Here is a 16,285-nt window from a genome sequence, read left to right on the forward strand (position 1 = left end):
CCCCATACCCCCATACCCCCCGGCACTGAGGCACGCTGACGCGCCGGGCGCCAGCCCGGCGCCGCCAGAAGAAACGGGCGCGGAACCTGTGGTTCCGCGCCCGTCCTGTTTCGTCAACCAGACCTGCCGGTTCACTCGGCTGCGATCTGCCCTTCGATCTTCTCGACCTTCACCGCCGAGAACTTGAACTCGGGGATCTTGCCGTAGGGGTCCAGCGCCGGGTTGGTCAGGATGTTGGCAGCCGCCTCCACATAGGCAAACGGCACAAACACCATATCCTCGGCAATTGCCCTGTCGGCACGTGCCATGATCTCGATCGAGCCACGGCGGGTCGACAGGCGGATCATCTCGCCCGGCTCGATGCCCATCAGCTTGAGCGTGCGCGGGTTGAGCGAGCAGTTCGCTTCCGGCTCCACCGCATCCAGCACCTTGGAGCGCCGGGTCATCGACCCGGTGTGCCAGTGCTCCAGCTGGCGGCCGGTGGTCATGATCATCGGATACTCCGCATCCGGCGCTTCATCCGGCGGGATCACCGATGCAGGGGTAAAGCGGGCGCGGCCCTCGGGGCGGGGGAAGCCGTCACCGAACACAATCGCCTGACCGGGGTCGGTCTCATGCAGCGACGGATAGGTGATGGTCTCGGTTTCCAGACGCTCCCAGGTGATGTTGTTCAGGGACTTCATGTTCAGCTTCATCTCGGCAAAGACTTCGCTGACATCCTTGTAGTCCCAAGGCAGGCCGATGCGCTGCGCCAGTTCGACAGTCACCTGCCAATCTTCGCGCGCCTCGCCCGGAGGCGTCACGGCGGGGCGCACCCGCTGCACTTGGCGGTTGGTGTTCGACACGGTGCCGTTCTTCTCATAGAGCGCAGAGGCCGGCAGGATAATGTCGGCATAGTTCGCAGTTTCGGTCAGGAAGATATCCTGAACGATCATCAGCTCCAGCTTGGCAAAGGCGTCCCGTGCGTGATCGGCATCCGGGTCGGACATCGCCGGGTTTTCACCCTGGATGTACATGCCCTTGATGTTGCCAGCATAGGCCTGGTCCACAATCTCGGTCACAGTGAGGCCCTTCTCGTTTGAGAAGTCGCCGCCGCCCCAGACATCCGTGAAGCTCTTGCGGACATCATCCGAAGTCACGGTCTGATAATCCGGCAGGAACATCGGGATCAGGCCCGCGTCCGACGCGCCCTGCACGTTGTTCTGGCCGCGCAGCGGGTGCAGGCCGGCACCCGGCTTGCCCACGTTGCCAGTCATCAGCGCCAGCGAGATAAGGCAGCGCGAGTTGTCGGTGCCGTGAATGTGCTGGGACACACCCATGCCCCAGAAGATCAGGCCAGCCTTGCCACCCGCAAATGTGCGGGCAACACTGCGCAGCTGCTCAGGGGAGACACCGCAGATTTCCGACATCTTCTCAGGCGTGAATTGCGCCAGATGCTGTTTTTCCGCTTCCCAGTTCTCAGTGTATTTGTCGATGTATTCCTGGTCGTACAGGCCTTCCTCGACAATCACGCTCATGATTGCGTTCAGCATCGACACGTCGGCGCCGGGGCGGAACTGCACCATTTCGGTGGCAAACCGGCGCAGACCGACGCCGCGCGGATCCATCACAATGAGCTTGCCGCCGCGCTTGGTGAACTGCTTGAAGTAGGTCGCCGCCACCGGGTGGTTCTCGATCGGGTTGGAGCCGATCACGATCGCCACATCCGCGTTTTCGATCTCGTTGAAGGTCGCGGTCACAGCACCGGAGCCGACGTTTTCAATCAACGCCGCAACAGAGGACGCGTGGCACAGACGGGTGCAGTGGTCGACGTTGTTGTGCTTGAAGCCCTGGCGGATGAACTTCTGGAAGAGGTAGGCCTCCTCATTAGTGCATTTCGCCGAGCCGAAGCCAGCCACCGATTTCGGGTTTTCGTCGCGCAGCTTGATCAGGCCCTTGGAAGCCAGATCCATCGCCTCTTCCCAGGTTGCTTCGCGGAAATGGGTCGACAGGTTGCCCGGATCGACGTTCAGGCCTTTGGCGGGCGCGTCGTCGCGGCGGATCAGCGGCTTGGTCAGGCGGTGCGGATGGTGGATGTAGTCAAAGCCGAAGCGGCCCTTGACGCACAGGCGGCCTTCGTTTGCCGGGCCGTTGATGCCCTCGACATGCTTGACCTTGCCATCCTTGACCTTGAGCGAGACCTTGCAGCCGACGCCGCAGAACGGGCAGACGCTTTCGGTCTCAGAATCGTAGTCCTTGCTGTCGCCAACCTGGTTTTCATCCAGCACGGTGGCGGGCATCAGCGCGCCGGTCGGGCAGGCCTGCACACATTCGCCGCAAGCCACACAAGTCGATTGGCCCATCGGGTCAGCAATATCGAAGGTCGGATAAGCGTCGTGGCCCCGGCCGGCCATGCCGATCACATCGTTCACCTGCACTTCACGGCAGGCGCGCACGCACAGACCGCAGGAGATACAGGCGTCCAGATTCACCTTCATGGCAACGTGGCTGTCGTCCAGCAGCGGAATGCGGCCTTCTTCCAGCTTGGGGAAGCGGCTCTCGGTGACGCCATTCAGCTCAGCCATGTCCCACATGTGGGAGGACTTGTCATGCGCCTCTTCCCGCTTGGGCTGGTCGGCCACCAGCAGTTCCATCACCATCTTGCGGGCGTTTTCGGCACGCGCATTGTTGGTGGTGACGACCATGCCTTCAGCGGGTTCGCGGATACAGGAGGCCGCCAGCGTGCGCTCGCCCTCGATCTCCACCATGCAGGCGCGGCAGTTGCCGTCAGGACGGTAGCCCGGCTGCGGCTTGTGGCACAGGTGCGGGATCTTCAGCCCGCGGCCGTTGGCGACTTCCCAGATGGTCAGGCCCTTGTCTGCCGTGACCTGTTCGCCATCTAGTGTGAATGTGACTTTATCGCTCATGGCTCAGACCTCATCCGGAAAATGTTTCATGGTCAGGCGGATCGGGTTCGGCGCAGCTTGGCCCAGGCCGCAGATCGAGGCATCGACCATCGCAGTGCTCAGCTCTTCCAGCAGGCCCTGATCCCACTTCTTCTCGCTCATCAGCTTGACGGCTTTTTCACAGCCCACCCGGCAGGGGGTGCACTGGCCGCAGCTTTCGTCTTCGAAGAAGCGCAGCATGTTCAGCGCCGCGTCGCGGGCGGAGTCCTGATCAGACAGGACAACCACGGCGGCGGAACCGATGAAGGTGCCATGCGGCTGCAGCGTGTCGAAGTCGAGCGGCACGTCATGCATCGACGCAGGCAGCAGGCCCGAGGACGGACCGCCCGGCTGGTAGGCCTTGAAGGCGTGGCCGTCCAGCATACCGCCGCAGGCCTCGATGATGTCGGTGATAGTGGAACCCGCGGGCAGCAGATGCACGCCCGGGTTCTTCACCCGACCCGAAACCGAGTAGCTGCGCAGCCCTTTGCGGCCGTTCTTCTCAACCGAGTTCAGGCATTCCGGGCCTTCACGGTTGATCTTGCAGACCCAGTACAGGGTCTCGACGTTGTGTACGAGGGTCGGGCGGCCGAAGACACCCACCTGCGCCACAAATGGCGGACGGTGGCGCGGCTCGCCGCGCTTGCCTTCGATCGACTCGATCATCGCGCTTTCTTCACCGCAGATATAGGCCCCTGCCCCGCGGCGCAAATCGATGTAGCCTTCCTCGACGATGCCGGCGTCTTCCAGCGCCTTGATCTCGCGGCGCAGGATCTCCAGCACCGCCGGATATTCGTCGCGCATGTAGATAAAGGCTTTCTCGGCCTCGACCGCCCAGGACGCGATCAGCATGCCTTCCAGGAAGACGTGCGGGGTGCGCTCCAGGTAGTAACGGTCCTTGAATGTGCCGGGCTCGCCTTCGTCGCCGTTCACGGCCAGATAGCGCGGGCCTTCGTTGGCACGCACAAAGCCCCATTTGGTGCCGGACGGAAAGCCAGCGCCGCCCAGGCCGCGCAGACCGGCTTCTTTGACTTTCGCCTGAACCGCTTCCCAGTCGCCACCCGCACGCAGGTCTTTCAGCGTGGCATAGCCGCCTTCCGCTTCATAAGCAGCGAAGGTTTCATACTCGGGCACGTGTGCATGGGTGTCGTCTGCCGCAATCGCCGCTTCCACTTTCTCCACAGTCGCGTGGTCGATGTGGTTGTGGCCGATTTCCAGAACCGGGGCAGTGTCGCAGCGGCCCATGCAGGGCGCGCGCAGCACGCGAACCTGGGAAGCATCCAGACCGTCTTCCAGCGCCTTTTGCAACTGCTGGGCACCCGCCAGTTCGCAAGACAGCGAATCGCAGACCCGGATGGTCAGTGCGGGCGGCGGTGTCTCGCCTTCCTTCACCACATCAAAATGGGCGTAGAAGGTGGCGACCTCATAGATCTCTGCCTGACCGGTCCGCATCTCCTCGGCCAGCGCCCGGATATGCGCGGCGCTGAGGCAGCCGTATTTGTCCTGAATCAGGTGCAGGAACTCAATCAAGAGGTCACGGTTGCGCGGGCGGTCCCCCAGCAGTTCCTGAACCTCGCTCAGCGCAATATCGTCAACCTGGCGGCCTTTGGGCGTTTTGCGCCCTTTGCCTTTGCCGGACTTCCATACGCCCTTGCTATCATCCAATGGTGCCATGGGATCCTCCAGTCAGCACGTCTTTCATTCAGCCAATGCCATCAAGAATGAATATCGTCAAATCTGGAAATTGGATTGCACGATCAGAAAATCTTATGACGCCATTTGCGGCATCCTATCGTCTACAAACGTCGCAACTACCTCTTTCAAAGCGCGCACAGTTGTGAGTTCCGGGGTCCGGTCCAGAGTCGCAATGCAAATCGGGCGCGCCTGCTCCGGCTCCACCAGCGCCAGAACCCGGGTGCCACCAAGCTCGCCCAGCGCCTGCATCAGCGCCCGCGGCAGGATGGTCGCAGCCGAGCCTTCCCGCGCCAGCACCATCGAGGCCATGAAGCCGTTGGATTCGGACACGATCTCCGGCTTCAGCCCCAGATCGGCAAAGATCCGGTCCAGAATCCGCCGGTTCTGCATCTGCTGGTCCAAAAGGCTCAGCGGCAGTTCCGCGGCCTCAGCCCAACTGATCGTATCGCCACGCTCCGCCACCATGTCTTCCGGCGCCAGCAGCACATAACTTTCCTCGTACAGAGGCTGAACCGTCACCAGTTCGCGCCCAATACCATCAGCATAGGTAATTCCGGCGTCAATTGTACCATCATACAGACGCTGCTGAATAGCCAGCGAGGTGGTGACCTCCACCTGTGCCAGAATCCGCGGATAGGCCTGATGCACCTGATCCACCAGCTGCGCCGCCCAGGCAGTGGCGGTCGGCACCACTCCCAGAACCAGTGTGCCGCTCACCTCGCCGCGGGTGGCAGCGATCTCCTGTTCCAGCGCCTTGGCATCATCCAGGATCGACCGCGCCCGGCGCACGATCATCATGCCTTCCTCCGTCAGCCCCTGAAAACGGTTGGCCCGGCGCACAATGGAAAGACCCAGCCGCTCTTCCAAGTTCCTGATCCGCATCGAAAAGGCCGGCTGCGACATGCCGCAATCAGCGGCTGCCTTGGCGAAATGCTTGTGCCGCGCCAGCGCCGTCAGCAGCATAAGGTCCTTGAGCTCGATCATGTTGGAACCTTAAGCCGCTGCCGCCGGTCTGTACAATGGAACAGTTGCCGGCTCAGTCCCGACTGCCGGATCCTGCAGCTCCCGGCGCGGATCCGTACAGCCCTGTCAGTTCTTCCAGAACTGCCAGGGCATTTTCCAGCTGCACCGCGATCCCCGGGCGGTCCGCAAGAGCCCGCCCCAGCCTTTCATCCCGGGCCATCCGCATCTCTGCGACTGTCCGGCAGCCCTCTTCCGTAAGGCTGTAGGACACACCGGAACGGCCGGCCCCTTTCTTTTGCGTAAGCCCGGCAGAGGCCAGCTTGCGCAAGGAATACTGGATGTTGGGAATATCCACGCGATTGGTGATCCGGGCCATTTCCTTGATTGACTTGGCCCGGCCGCCATCACCAATCAGCAGCAAAAGGGTGATTTCAGCCCCCGACAGCGTCGCGCTGCTCAGCTGTTCAAAGTTCTCTGCCTGCCAGCGGATCAAGCCTTCGTGTGCCCGCTGCATCGCCAGTTCCAGGCTATGCAGCTTTTCCCTGGCCAGTTCGGCAGACGGATGTGAATATGTGGAAGGGCCGACTGAATGATCCAACGAACAACTCCAATAAATGCTGCCGGAAACGGCAAAAATGCTGCGGATTAGAATATCCGGCGCATACCGCGCCTGCCCGGCGAACACTCCGTTGCAATAACTCCCCCTGCCAGGGGACCGGGCGCAATTCCGAAAATCCAATTCAAATGACCCGCAACATATCCAACCAAATTCTCCAGACTGCAATACCCCGCCGGATATTGCAGCAGGTCTGGGAAAGGCTGGGCGCGGCCGAGGTGAAGGAGCAGCGTTGAAGTTGCGGAACTCAGTTCTGATGCCGTTTGGCCAGAAGTGCAGGACGCCACCACAAGGCAGGGGCTGCCTGCGGGCAAAGAAGCTCAGCCCAAAACGAGGTTCTGCAAATCGCGCCGTTTGATGGCGTAGCGGGCGAGCCCTCCATAGGCTGCGCGCACCTGAGCCCTGCCCGGTTTGCCGGACAGGTAATTTGCGGCCGTCAATTCGGGAAACAGGTCAAACAGCTCCTGCCTGCCGTCATCGGTCAGTCCGCGAACAGCTTCGGGGCCGGGCCAGAAGGTCTCGGTTGCAGCACCTTCAGCGAAAATTACTTCGTGCTGCTCTGTCATGAGATGGACATAGGTGACCGGGCCGTTCATTTCGCTCAGTTGGGTGCAGTTAGGGTCGATCTCCGCCAGCAGTTTGGCCGTCATGAAGCTCTCTTCGAACTGGCGGTCCCCCGCAAAGGCCTTGCGCCCAACCAGCAGACGGTGCTGCGGCGACAGCAGCATAGGCCGTTCCGGGGACAGTAAGCCGCCCGGGTGTACTCTGTAAGGGCGCAGTTGCGGACGCCGGGCCAGATCTTCAGGGCTCAGAGTACGGCTGCCGGTCCAGATCACCGGCTGATAGCCATTGTCAGCGGTCTGCAATAAATCCCCCACGCGGATCTGCCCGGCCGGCACCGCCCCGCGCCGGGTGGCCAACATGACTTCCGGTGTAAAACAAGGGATGCCGGCGGAATACATCTGCGGCGCAGTGGACATCTGCGCCGGAGTGACCCCCTGAAGGACCAGCTTTTCACCGCTCGGGAAGGTGAGCAGGGCATTGCCGAATCCGTCATCGCTGACAGAAATATCCCAGGCGCGCACCGCACCGGCAGGCCCGGTGCCGCCTGTCAGGTCCGAGACGTCCAGTTGGTCATTGTAGAAGCCGTCGCTGTCGTCATCGGCGATGCTGAAATCGGTGATCGTATCGGTGCCGCCGCCGCCGCTCAGGATCAGTTCGTCATAGCCGGTGCCGCTGGTGATCGAGTCATCACCGGCACCGAATGTCACTGTGTCGTCACCGGCACCTGCGTCAATCACGGTGCCGGCGCTGTCGGCAGAGGCGTCCACGACATCCGCCTGATCCGTCAGGTTGAGCGCCTCGACCTCGGAGAAGGTGATCGTGTCGGTGCCGTCGGTAATGGTGCCGGCTTCGTCCCCGGTATAGGTGACCGTGACGCCTGTCGTGACGCCTGAAACGTCGACGGTATCATAGTCGTTCCCGGCCTCGCCGCCGGTCAGGGTGTCATTGCCGAACCCGTCCGACATCTCAAAAGTATCGGCATCGGCCTCGCCATGCATCACGTCGGCGCCGCTGCCGCCAATCAGCAGGTCGTCATCGTTACCGCCGTACATCGTGTCGGCGCCGTCGCCGCCTTCCAGCGTGTCGTTGCCGTCTGTCGCTACGATACTGTCGTCGCCGGTGCCGCCAACAAGGCTGTCATCCCCGGCCGAGTTTCTGAGCGTATCGTTGCCTGCACCGCCAATCAGCGTGTCGTTGCCCAAGCCAGTGGTGAGGCTGTCATCGCCGTCGCCGCCCTCGATATAGTCGTCACCGTCGCCGCCGGAGATCGTGTCGGCGCCAAGACCGCCGATCAGAGTATCCGCCCCTGACCCGCCGTCCATCACATCGTCGCCATCACCGCCGTCCAGACTGTCGTTGCCGACCTCGCCGTACATCAGGTCTGCATCGGCGCCGCCGGCCATCACATCGTTATCATTGCCGCCGTACAACGTGTCGTTGCCATCGCCGCCTTCCAGCGTGTCATTGCCGTCGGTTGCGACAATGCTGTCGTTGCCGGTGCCACCAACAAGGCTGTCATCGCCAGCCGAGTTTTGCAGTGTATCGTCGCCCTCACCGCCGACCAGCGTATCGTTACCCAGCCCGGTTGACAGGAAGTCGTTGCCTTCACCGCCGTCAATATAGTCATTGCCATCGCCGCCGGAGAGCGTATCGCCCCCGGCCCCGCCGATCAGCGTATCCGCCCCCTCTCCGCCTTCCAGAACATCGTCGCCGTCACCGCCGTCCAGGCTGTCGTCACCCTCCTCCCCCAGCAGGGAGTCATTGCCGCCCTGCCCAAAAACGATGTCATTGCCGGCGCCGCCCAGCACGGTGTCGGCACCCTGCTCGATAGGAGTGACAACGGCATCGTCGATGACGTCCCCGGACAGGGTGAAACCCGCCAGACCGTCACGGGTTTGAAGAGTGAACTCAATTGACGACTGATCCTCGAACCCGGCAGAAAACCAGGCACTCTGATCCGTATATGCGTTCAGCTGCGTCCCGGCGGCCGTTATCAAACTGCCGTCAGTCGAAACATTGAGGTTGGAATCCGAAGAGACGCCAAAAGAGGTGTAGCTGTTGCCGTCGATGATGACCGCCTCGGCATCACCGTAGCCGCTGTTGTCGTCGATATCGTTGAACGTGGCTGTGGAATTCAGGTAAACCGGCTCACCCGTTGCCGGATCGAAAAATTCCAGCCGGAACGTCGCCTGATCGCCTGTCTGATCGCCTTCCAACAAGATTTCGGCGCCGTCGGTATAGCCGAACTGCACCGACATATTCGCGTTCGATTTCTCAACCAGGACCAGCTTGCCCCAGACCTTGGTGCCATCCTCCAGCGTCGCGACATCGCTGAAGACAGCAAAATCGCCCGCAGACCCCGTCCAGCCGTCATGCGATACCGTCTGGATGTTGTTGATCTTCAGTTCGAGCGGGCTGGCATCCGCACCCTGGTCGAAACCGTCCCCCATGTCGCCATAGATAACGTCGTCGCCTTCACCACCATCAATGACGTCGCTGCCTTCCTCACCCGCAACAGTGTCGTTGCCCAGGCCCGCTTCGATGATGTCATCACCGGTAGAACCGGCAAGCTTATCGTGGCCCCCAGTGCCTTTCAAAGTCGCAAGAAGGCCGGAGAGCCAATCAGGTATAGGCATATTTCAATCTCGTTTCTTGGCCAGGGGCCGACGCTCCCAAACGGGCAAAACAATTCAGGAAAAGGCAGCGCAGCTGCGGTCTTTAGTACACGTATCCCGGTAATGAATGGTAAACCCGCCGGGCATCATGACTCTTCATTTTCGGACCTGCGGAGAGGGAGCGGAATGACCTGCGGCAACTTTCAACTGCTGACCCAAAGCCCTCCGGGCATCATTTCCCTGACCAGCTGCACATGATTCGCTCCGCCCGGACAGCATTCCGGTAAAAGTGAGTCAAAAAAATTGTGGCTCCACACTGCCTTTTCGCCCCCAAAACAGGAGGCAGCGCGCATTTTAACGGCCCTGAAATGAATCCCTCGGAGTGTTCTCCTGCCCAGCACCTCACTGCTGGCACCGCCAATGGCCGCTTTCAGGCAGTCCGGCAGACCGAAATGTTGATGGGAACTTCGCCGTAATGACTCGACTGTTTAAATTTTGGAACAACATGCGGCTGGGCCGCAAGCTGCCGCTTTCAATTGCCGCGCCGACAATCTTTCTGACGCTTGCTTCAGGCTTTTTCTTTGCCTGGGAGGCCGGGCAGGCGCTGAAATCCAACCGCGAGGCGGCCTATGCCACGCTTCTGGAAGAGCGCAAGGAAGCGCTGGAGAATTGGGTTGCGGGGTTGCGGTCCCAGACCCGGACGCTGGTCGCCAGCAAGGCAGTTGAAACCGCTTTGCGCGACTTCTCCAACGGTTTCTACTCGCTTGGCGACGATCCCAGCAGCTATCTGCGCGCATCCTATGCCGATGGTAACCCAAACCCGGCAGGCGAACGCTACAAACTGCTGGACGCCAAAGACAAATCCGCATGGTCCATCCGCCATAAGATGAACCACGCCGGTTTTGTGACCTTCCTTGAAGAGCAGGGTTTTCTGGATGCCTATCTTTTGGATGTGCAGGGCAACATGGTCTACTCGGTCCACAAGAATGAAGACTTCGCGCTGAACTATCTGGACGGACCGTATAAGGACAGCGGACTGGGCCAGGCCTTCCGCACCGCCCTGGAAATGGAACAAGGCAATGTCTTCCTGTCAGAAATGGCTGCCTATGAGCCGGATGGCGGGGCGGCGGCAATGTTTATCTCTTCGCCCGTCTTCAAGAAAGGCGCGATCATGGGGGCGCTGGTTCTGCGGGTGCCGGTAAACGGTATCTCCGGTATCCTGTCCCATTCAGCGCTGCTCGGAGAAACCGGGCAGGCTTACCTAGTGCGCGGCGACGGCATCGCCCTTACCGCGTCGGACCGTGAAGACGGCCATCAAGTCCTGACAAAGCTGCCCGAGCTGCAGCAGATCACCGCAGCGCTCAGCGGTGGGGAAAGCAGCTTCTCCGGAACCCCCGGGCTTGCCGGCCAGGCGGTTGAGGCAATGGCTGCCAGCGTCGGGCTGGACGACCGCACCTGGGGAATTGTGCTGGAAGTCGACAGCGCTGAGGCCCTAGCCGCCGAGAAAAGCCTGGTCAATGCCTCCATGCTGCAGGCCGTTGGCGTTGCCCTCGCAGTGGCGCTGCTCTCTTGGATTGCGGCCCGCGGCATTGCACGCAAGGTATCCGGCCTGTCGGACAGCGTCGAACACATTGCTGCCAAGGACTATGATCATCCTGTTGCCGGGCTGGGAACCGGCGACGAATTCGGCAATATCGCCGGTATTCTGGAAGGCTTCAAATCCGATCTGCAAAATGCCCAGCTTGCCGAAGAGGAACGGGCGGAAGCGCAGCGCGAGCAGGACCTTGTGGTGAACGAATTGCGCACTGGCCTGACCCATCTGGCCCAGGGCAATTTTTCAACCACGATCGACACCCCTTTCCCCGAGGCCTACAAAGGCCTGCGGCTGGACTTCAACCAGACGGTCAACACCCTGAATGCAACCGTCCGCGAGGTGGTGGAGGCCACCACCAGCATCCGCAACGGCACCTCGGAAATCAGCCAGGCATCCGACGACCTGTCGCAGCGCACCGAAAGCCAGGCTGCAACTTTGGAACAGACAGCCGCAGCTCTCGATCAGATGACCGCCAGCGTCAAGGCAGCCGCCAATGGCGCGCGCGAAGTGGAAGCCGCAATGAACGAGGCCCGGGACGAAGCGAAAACCAGCGGCGAAGTCGTACAGAACGCGGTATCCGCTATGAACGGCATTGAGGAATCCGCGCGCCATATTTCGCAGATCATCGGGGTGATTGACGACATTGCCTTCCAGACCAACCTCCTGGCCTTGAATGCGGGTGTCGAGGCCGCCCGCGCAGGTGACGCGGGGCGCGGATTTGCCGTCGTCGCCTCCGAAGTGAGGGCGCTGGCGCAGCGCTCCTCGGATGCGGCGATGGAAATCAAGGCGCTGATCTCCAATTCAGGCGAGCAGGTCGAAAAGGGCGTGGACCTTGTTGGAAAAGCAGGCGAAGCACTGCACAGCATCGTGTCGCAGGTGTCGCATATTTCGGGGCTGGTGTCGGACATTGCCGAAGGTGCGGCCGAACAGTCCACCGGCATTGGCGAGATCAATACCGGGGTGATGCAGCTGGATCAGGTCACCCAGCAAAACGCCGCCATGGTCGAGCAGATGACAGCGGCGGGCCAGCTGCTGAACGGCGATGCCTCAAATCTGGCCGGACTGGTGGCGCAATTCAACGTCGGGCTGGACATGCCCGCACCCCGTCAGGCCCCAGAGCCGGAACTTCCCACGGCGCATGGAACCGGCTGGGATGAAGTGCCGCAGGCGCCGGCTGCCATGCCGGTCTCGGACGGATCAGCCGCCTTGGCGAAATGGCAGGATTTCTGATCCTGCCGGGCGGCCGATGCAATTCGGCTGCCGCATGTGCCACACCTGCGCGGCCGCCAGCCGCAATGATGTTGTGAAAACCGGATTTTCAGACTTTAAAAGGAAAATGGGACAGAACCGAACACTTGGCTCAATCAAAGGCCGCAATTGCCAACAGTGTTTCTGAAAAAGCAAAGGTGGCTGGATGGCCGTGTCAAACTTCCCCGCAAGCTGGCTGCGCGCCCTTAGCAACAGGACTTACCTGCCTGCGCTGCTTGCTTTGGCCGTGGTCTGCGCTGCGGGGCTTTATGCCGAAAGACAGAACGCCACGATCCATTACCAGTCCCAGCGCGCTGATACCCAGCAGGCGGCAGGGATGGTCAAGTCCCGCCTCGAAGGGCAGCTGAACGGCGACTACCAGCGGCTGCGCGGCCTATCGGCCATGCTGGCCACCGAACCGGACATGGGACAGGAGCGGTTCAGCCGGATTGCTGCTCAGGTTCTGGAGGGAAAGACCGCCATCCGGCATATCGCGGCGGCTCCAGGGCTAGTGGTTTCTCTGGTTCATCCAATGCGGGGCAACGAAGCGGCCCTTGGATTGGACTACAACAGGAACGATGCCCAGCGCGCCGCCGCACACCGGGTGCGTGACAGCGGCGAGATGGTGCTGGCAGGACCGGTTGACCTTGTTCAGGGCGGCACCGGATTCATCTACCGCCTGCCGATTTTTACCGGCACCGGGACGAAGCGGACGTTCTGGGGTATCCTGTCAGCAGTCGTTGAAACAGAGACTCTTTATGCAGCAACGGAGTTAAACAGCGGCGGCGGCTTGGACATTGCGTTGACCGGGCGCGACGGCACCGGGGCGGCTGGCCGGCAATTCTTTGGTTCAACTGGCATTCTTTCAGACCACCCGGTGGTTATGGACATCAGCCTCCCCGCTGGTTCCTGGCAGCTGGCGGCCCGTCCGCGAGGCGGGTGGCAAGAAAACCCTGACAACCTGTGGCAGCTGCGGCTTGCCCTGCTGGCGGCCGGCACTCTGATCGTGTTCCCAACCTTTCTGGCCGGCAGGCTGTCCGCAGCACGGCAAGCTGTGATCGGCAAACTGCGCTACAGAGAGGCTGAACTGGAGGCCGTCTCACGGCGGTTGGAAATTGCGGTCAAAACATCCAAGGTCGGGATCTGGGAGTACGACGGCACGACCCGCCAGGCCAGCTGGGACAGCCGGATGCATGAGCTGTACGATGTGCCCGAAGAACAGGGCCCGCCGAGCGCGGCGGCCTGGGCCGAAAAACTGCATCCTGACGACCGCGGCAGGGTTCTCGACGCCCTCGAAACGGCTGAACAGAAAAACACGAGCTTTGCGTCTGATTTCCGAATCGTCCTGGACAACGGCACGCTCAAGCACATCCGGGCACTGGCCAGCCCGTTCACCGACGCGCGCGGCCGGAACTGGATGATCGGTGTAAATTGGAATGTGTCCGAGGATGTCCGCCTGCGCGAGGAACTGATCTGCGCCAACCAGACCCTGTCCGAAAGGAACAGCGAGCTGAAACAAGGCAAACAGGCCTTGGAACAGGCGCATGCTGAACTGCAAAAACAGCAGGCGGAACTGCACCGCCTGTCGCTGGTGGCCAAACACGCGTCCGACAGCATTATCCTTACAGACGCAGAAAGGCGGATTCTCTGGGTTAACGATGCATTTACGCGGGCAACCGGCTATTTGGCCGATGACGCTATCGGCCGCACGCCTTCGGAACTTCTGGACGGACCGAACACCGACGCCAAGGTGATTCAGGAAATGAACCGGCACAAGGACCTTGGCATCCGCTACCACAACGAGGTTCTCAATTACACGAAGGCTGGTGACGAGGTCTGGTTTGACACCAACATCGTGCCGGTCACGAACGCGGACGGATCCGTGGATCTGATCATTGGTATCGAACGGGACATCACAGGCAGCAAACAACGTGAACGCGAGCTGGCCGAAGCCAAACTAGCCGCGGAACAAGCCGACCGCGCCAAATCTGAGTTTCTGGCCAACATGAGCCATGAGATCCGCACACCGATGAATGGCATCATTGGTATGGCTGACCTCCTGGCAGAGGCGGAACTGCCGCCAGACGAACAGCAAAACGTGGAGACCATCCGCAGCTCGGCCCAGGCGCTGCTGAAGATCATCAACGACATCCTCGACCTGTCGCGGCTGGAAGCGGGCAAATTTTCTATCACCAGTGAAGACTTCAATCTGCGCGATTGCGTCAGCAGTGCTGCAAATCTGTTCCGTCCGAAAGCGCAGGAAAAAGGCCTGCCGCTGGAAATCAGCTACGCAGACGGGTTGCCGGAACGAATGCACGGGGATGACGGGCGGATGCGCCAGATCCTGGTCAACCTGATTGGCAACGCCGTGAAATTCACTGCAGAGGGCAAAATCGCCGTCCGGATCTCACATGCGCCAGGTGATCTGTACCGTCTGGTTATTGAAGTGGAGGACAGCGGCATCGGGATCTCCGAGAACCAGGCGCGCCACATCTTTGACCGGTTCACTCAAGCTGATGCGGCAACAACTAAGGCATTTGGCGGCACCGGACTGGGTTTGACCATTTCCAGTATGCTTGCAAAGCGGATGGGCGGCGGCATCTCAGTATTGTCTGAACTTGGCCAGGGTTCTTGCTTCCGCCTGGAGCTGCAATTGGCCCCGTCAGGCGAAGCATCAGGCCAAACGGACGCTTTCCCCCTGGAAAGCGCCCCGCAGCTTGCCCCCTGCAAGGTACTCTTGGCCGAAGACAATCAGACTAACAGGCTGCTAATCCGCAAATACCTGCGCGGCCAGCCGGTGGAGCTGGCCGAAGCCGCGAACGGCCGCACAGCGGTGGACCTGTGCAAACAGCTGCAACCGGATATCATCCTGATGGACATGTCCATGCCGGTGCTGGACGGAATCGGCGCAACCCGGGAAATCCGCAGCTTAGCCATCCCTCAGCCTGCCATCGTGGCCCTGACAGCCAACGCGTTTGCAAGCGATCAGCAAGCTTGCCTGGATGCGGGGATGGACAAATTTCTGGCCAAACCCGTGAAAAAGGCCGTGCTGCTGCAAACACTGGCGGCTTTTCTGACGGAGCGGCCAGCTCAGCAAGAGCCTCGTGCCAGTGCCTGAACACAACTGCTGACGGCCCTTCTGCCTCTCTTTTATACAGCTGCTCCGATCAGCCCTACACCAGCTGCCATCAGCACCGCCGCGCCCAGCCGCCGCATCCAGTAGCCTTCCTTGAGAAACACAAAGCCGATCAAAGCCGCAAAAATCACCGAAGTTTCCCGCAGTGCGGATACCGCCCCCAGCGGTGCAAAGTTCTTGGCGTAAAGCACCAGCCCGTAGGCCGTCATCGACACCAGCCCGCCCGCAATGCCCAAAACCCAGACTTTCCCTGGCAGCGCAGCAAGGCTGCGCCGCCTGCGGAATGCGACAAAACCGGCAATAAAGATGTGCAGGAAAGCACCCCAGGCCCAATAGCTGAGCGTATTGCCTGAAAGGCGCACGCCCAACCCGTCGACGACAGAATAGATCGAAATGCAAAAGCCAGTGCCCGCCGCAAAGCCAAAAGCCGCACGCCCAACCCCCGAACGCAGTGCCTTCCAACTGCTGAGCTGGATACCGAAGGCAATCACTGCAATTCCTGCCCAGGCCTGCAACGGCAGCATTTCCCCCGCGAAGGCCATCGCCCATAGGCCCACAAGGGCTGGCACGATACCCCGGGCAATCGGGTACACCACGCTGAGGTCACCGTGCTGATAGGCGCGGCCCAGCATGTAGTAGTAGCCGAAATGCACGACGGTCGACGCCAGAATATAAGGAAAACTCTCTGCCGAAGGCAGCGGCAGAACTGCAATCATCACTGCACTTGGAATCACCTGGCCGAACGCCACGAGACCAAGGGTGGTAGTGCGGTCGGCGGCCGTCTTTACGATAGCATTCCACAGCGCATGCAGCAGGGCAGCAGATAGAATGATGGCAATTACGGGAAGCGTCATATCCTGTTCAGTCTTTCGGCAAGAACCCGTCGGCGGAATTTTCCTCTCCTGCGCCTTCAGGCATTTCCTCGATCAG

Annotated in this window: 8 protein-coding genes; 2 read left to right on the forward strand and 6 right to left on the reverse strand. The window is 60.9% G+C overall.

Features of this window, described 5'->3' with window-relative positions; translation table 11 throughout:
- Positions 1 to 131: 131 nt before the first annotated feature.
- The 5 genes from fdhF to RA21_RS14870 all read right to left on the reverse strand — a co-directional run bounded on the left by fdhF (position 132) and on the right by RA21_RS14870 (position 9,398).
- Positions 132 to 2,906 carry a formate dehydrogenase subunit alpha gene (fdhF, locus tag RA21_RS14850; RefSeq protein ID WP_039150226.1) on the reverse strand — a complete coding sequence of 925 codons (2,775 nt, stop codon included), beginning with the start codon at positions 2,904 to 2,906 and terminating at the stop codon, positions 132 to 134.
- A gap of 3 nt (positions 2,907 to 2,909) precedes the next feature.
- The gene (locus RA21_RS14855; RefSeq protein WP_039150229.1) at positions 2,910 to 4,598 is read right to left on the reverse strand and encodes an NAD(P)H-dependent oxidoreductase subunit E; all 1,689 of its coding nucleotides are present in this window, start codon (positions 4,596 to 4,598) and stop codon (positions 2,910 to 2,912) included.
- A 93-nt stretch (positions 4,599 to 4,691) separates the two neighbouring features.
- On the reverse strand, positions 4,692 to 5,603 hold the full coding sequence (locus RA21_RS14860) for a LysR family transcriptional regulator (RefSeq protein ID WP_019297401.1): 912 nt from the start codon (positions 5,601 to 5,603) through the stop codon (positions 4,692 to 4,694).
- Between the two features lie 52 nt (positions 5,604 to 5,655).
- The gene (locus RA21_RS14865) at positions 5,656 to 6,366 is read right to left on the reverse strand and encodes a winged helix DNA-binding protein (RefSeq protein ID WP_241483510.1); all 711 of its coding nucleotides are present in this window, start codon (positions 6,364 to 6,366) and stop codon (positions 5,656 to 5,658) included.
- Between the two features lie 152 nt (positions 6,367 to 6,518).
- A complete protein-coding gene (locus RA21_RS14870; RefSeq protein WP_039150235.1) occupies positions 6,519 to 9,398 on the reverse strand; it encodes a Hint domain-containing protein in 2,880 nt (959 codons plus the stop codon).
- A 454-nt stretch (positions 9,399 to 9,852) separates the two neighbouring features.
- Here RA21_RS14870 and RA21_RS14875 point away from each other — a divergent pair, with 454 nt between their 5' ends.
- Positions 9,853 to 12,201: a methyl-accepting chemotaxis protein gene (locus RA21_RS14875; RefSeq protein ID WP_082008962.1), complete on the forward strand. Its 2,349-nt coding sequence runs from the start codon at positions 9,853 to 9,855 to the stop codon at positions 12,199 to 12,201.
- 184 nt (positions 12,202 to 12,385) lie between these two features.
- Positions 12,386 to 15,337 (forward strand): ATP-binding protein, encoded by a 2,952-nt coding sequence (locus tag RA21_RS14880; RefSeq protein WP_039150239.1) that lies wholly within the window; start codon positions 12,386 to 12,388, stop codon positions 15,335 to 15,337.
- A gap of 32 nt (positions 15,338 to 15,369) precedes the next feature.
- Here the strand turns inward: RA21_RS14880 and RA21_RS14885 are convergent, their stop codons facing one another.
- Positions 15,370 to 16,209, reverse strand: a complete 840-nt coding sequence (locus RA21_RS14885; protein WP_019297396.1) for a DMT family transporter — start codon at positions 16,207 to 16,209, stop codon at positions 15,370 to 15,372.
- Positions 16,210 to 16,285: the final 76 nt, after the last annotated feature.

The sequence above is a fragment of the Leisingera sp. ANG-DT genome, from assembly GCF_000813785.1.
Taxonomy (GTDB): Bacteria; Pseudomonadota; Alphaproteobacteria; order Rhodobacterales; family Rhodobacteraceae; genus Leisingera.

Excerpts from the sequence above, each read along its gene's own strand:
- fdhF (WP_039150226.1), bottom strand. The coding sequence starts at position 2,906 with ATGAGCGATAAAGTCACATTCACACTAGATGGCGAACAGGTCACGGCA.
- RA21_RS14855 (WP_039150229.1), bottom strand. The coding sequence starts at position 4,598 with ATGGCACCATTGGATGATAGCAAGGGCGTATGGAAGTCCGGCAAAGGC.
- RA21_RS14860 (WP_019297401.1), bottom strand. The coding sequence starts at position 5,603 with ATGATCGAGCTCAAGGACCTTATGCTGCTGACGGCGCTGGCGCGGCAC.
- RA21_RS14870 (WP_039150235.1), bottom strand. The coding sequence starts at position 9,398 with ATGCCTATACCTGATTGGCTCTCCGGCCTTCTTGCGACTTTGAAAGGC.
- RA21_RS14875 (WP_082008962.1), top strand. The coding sequence starts at position 9,853 with ATGACTCGACTGTTTAAATTTTGGAACAACATGCGGCTGGGCCGCAAG.
- RA21_RS14880 (WP_039150239.1), top strand. The coding sequence starts at position 12,386 with ATGGCCGTGTCAAACTTCCCCGCAAGCTGGCTGCGCGCCCTTAGCAAC.
- RA21_RS14885 (WP_019297396.1), bottom strand. The coding sequence starts at position 16,209 with ATGACGCTTCCCGTAATTGCCATCATTCTATCTGCTGCCCTGCTGCAT.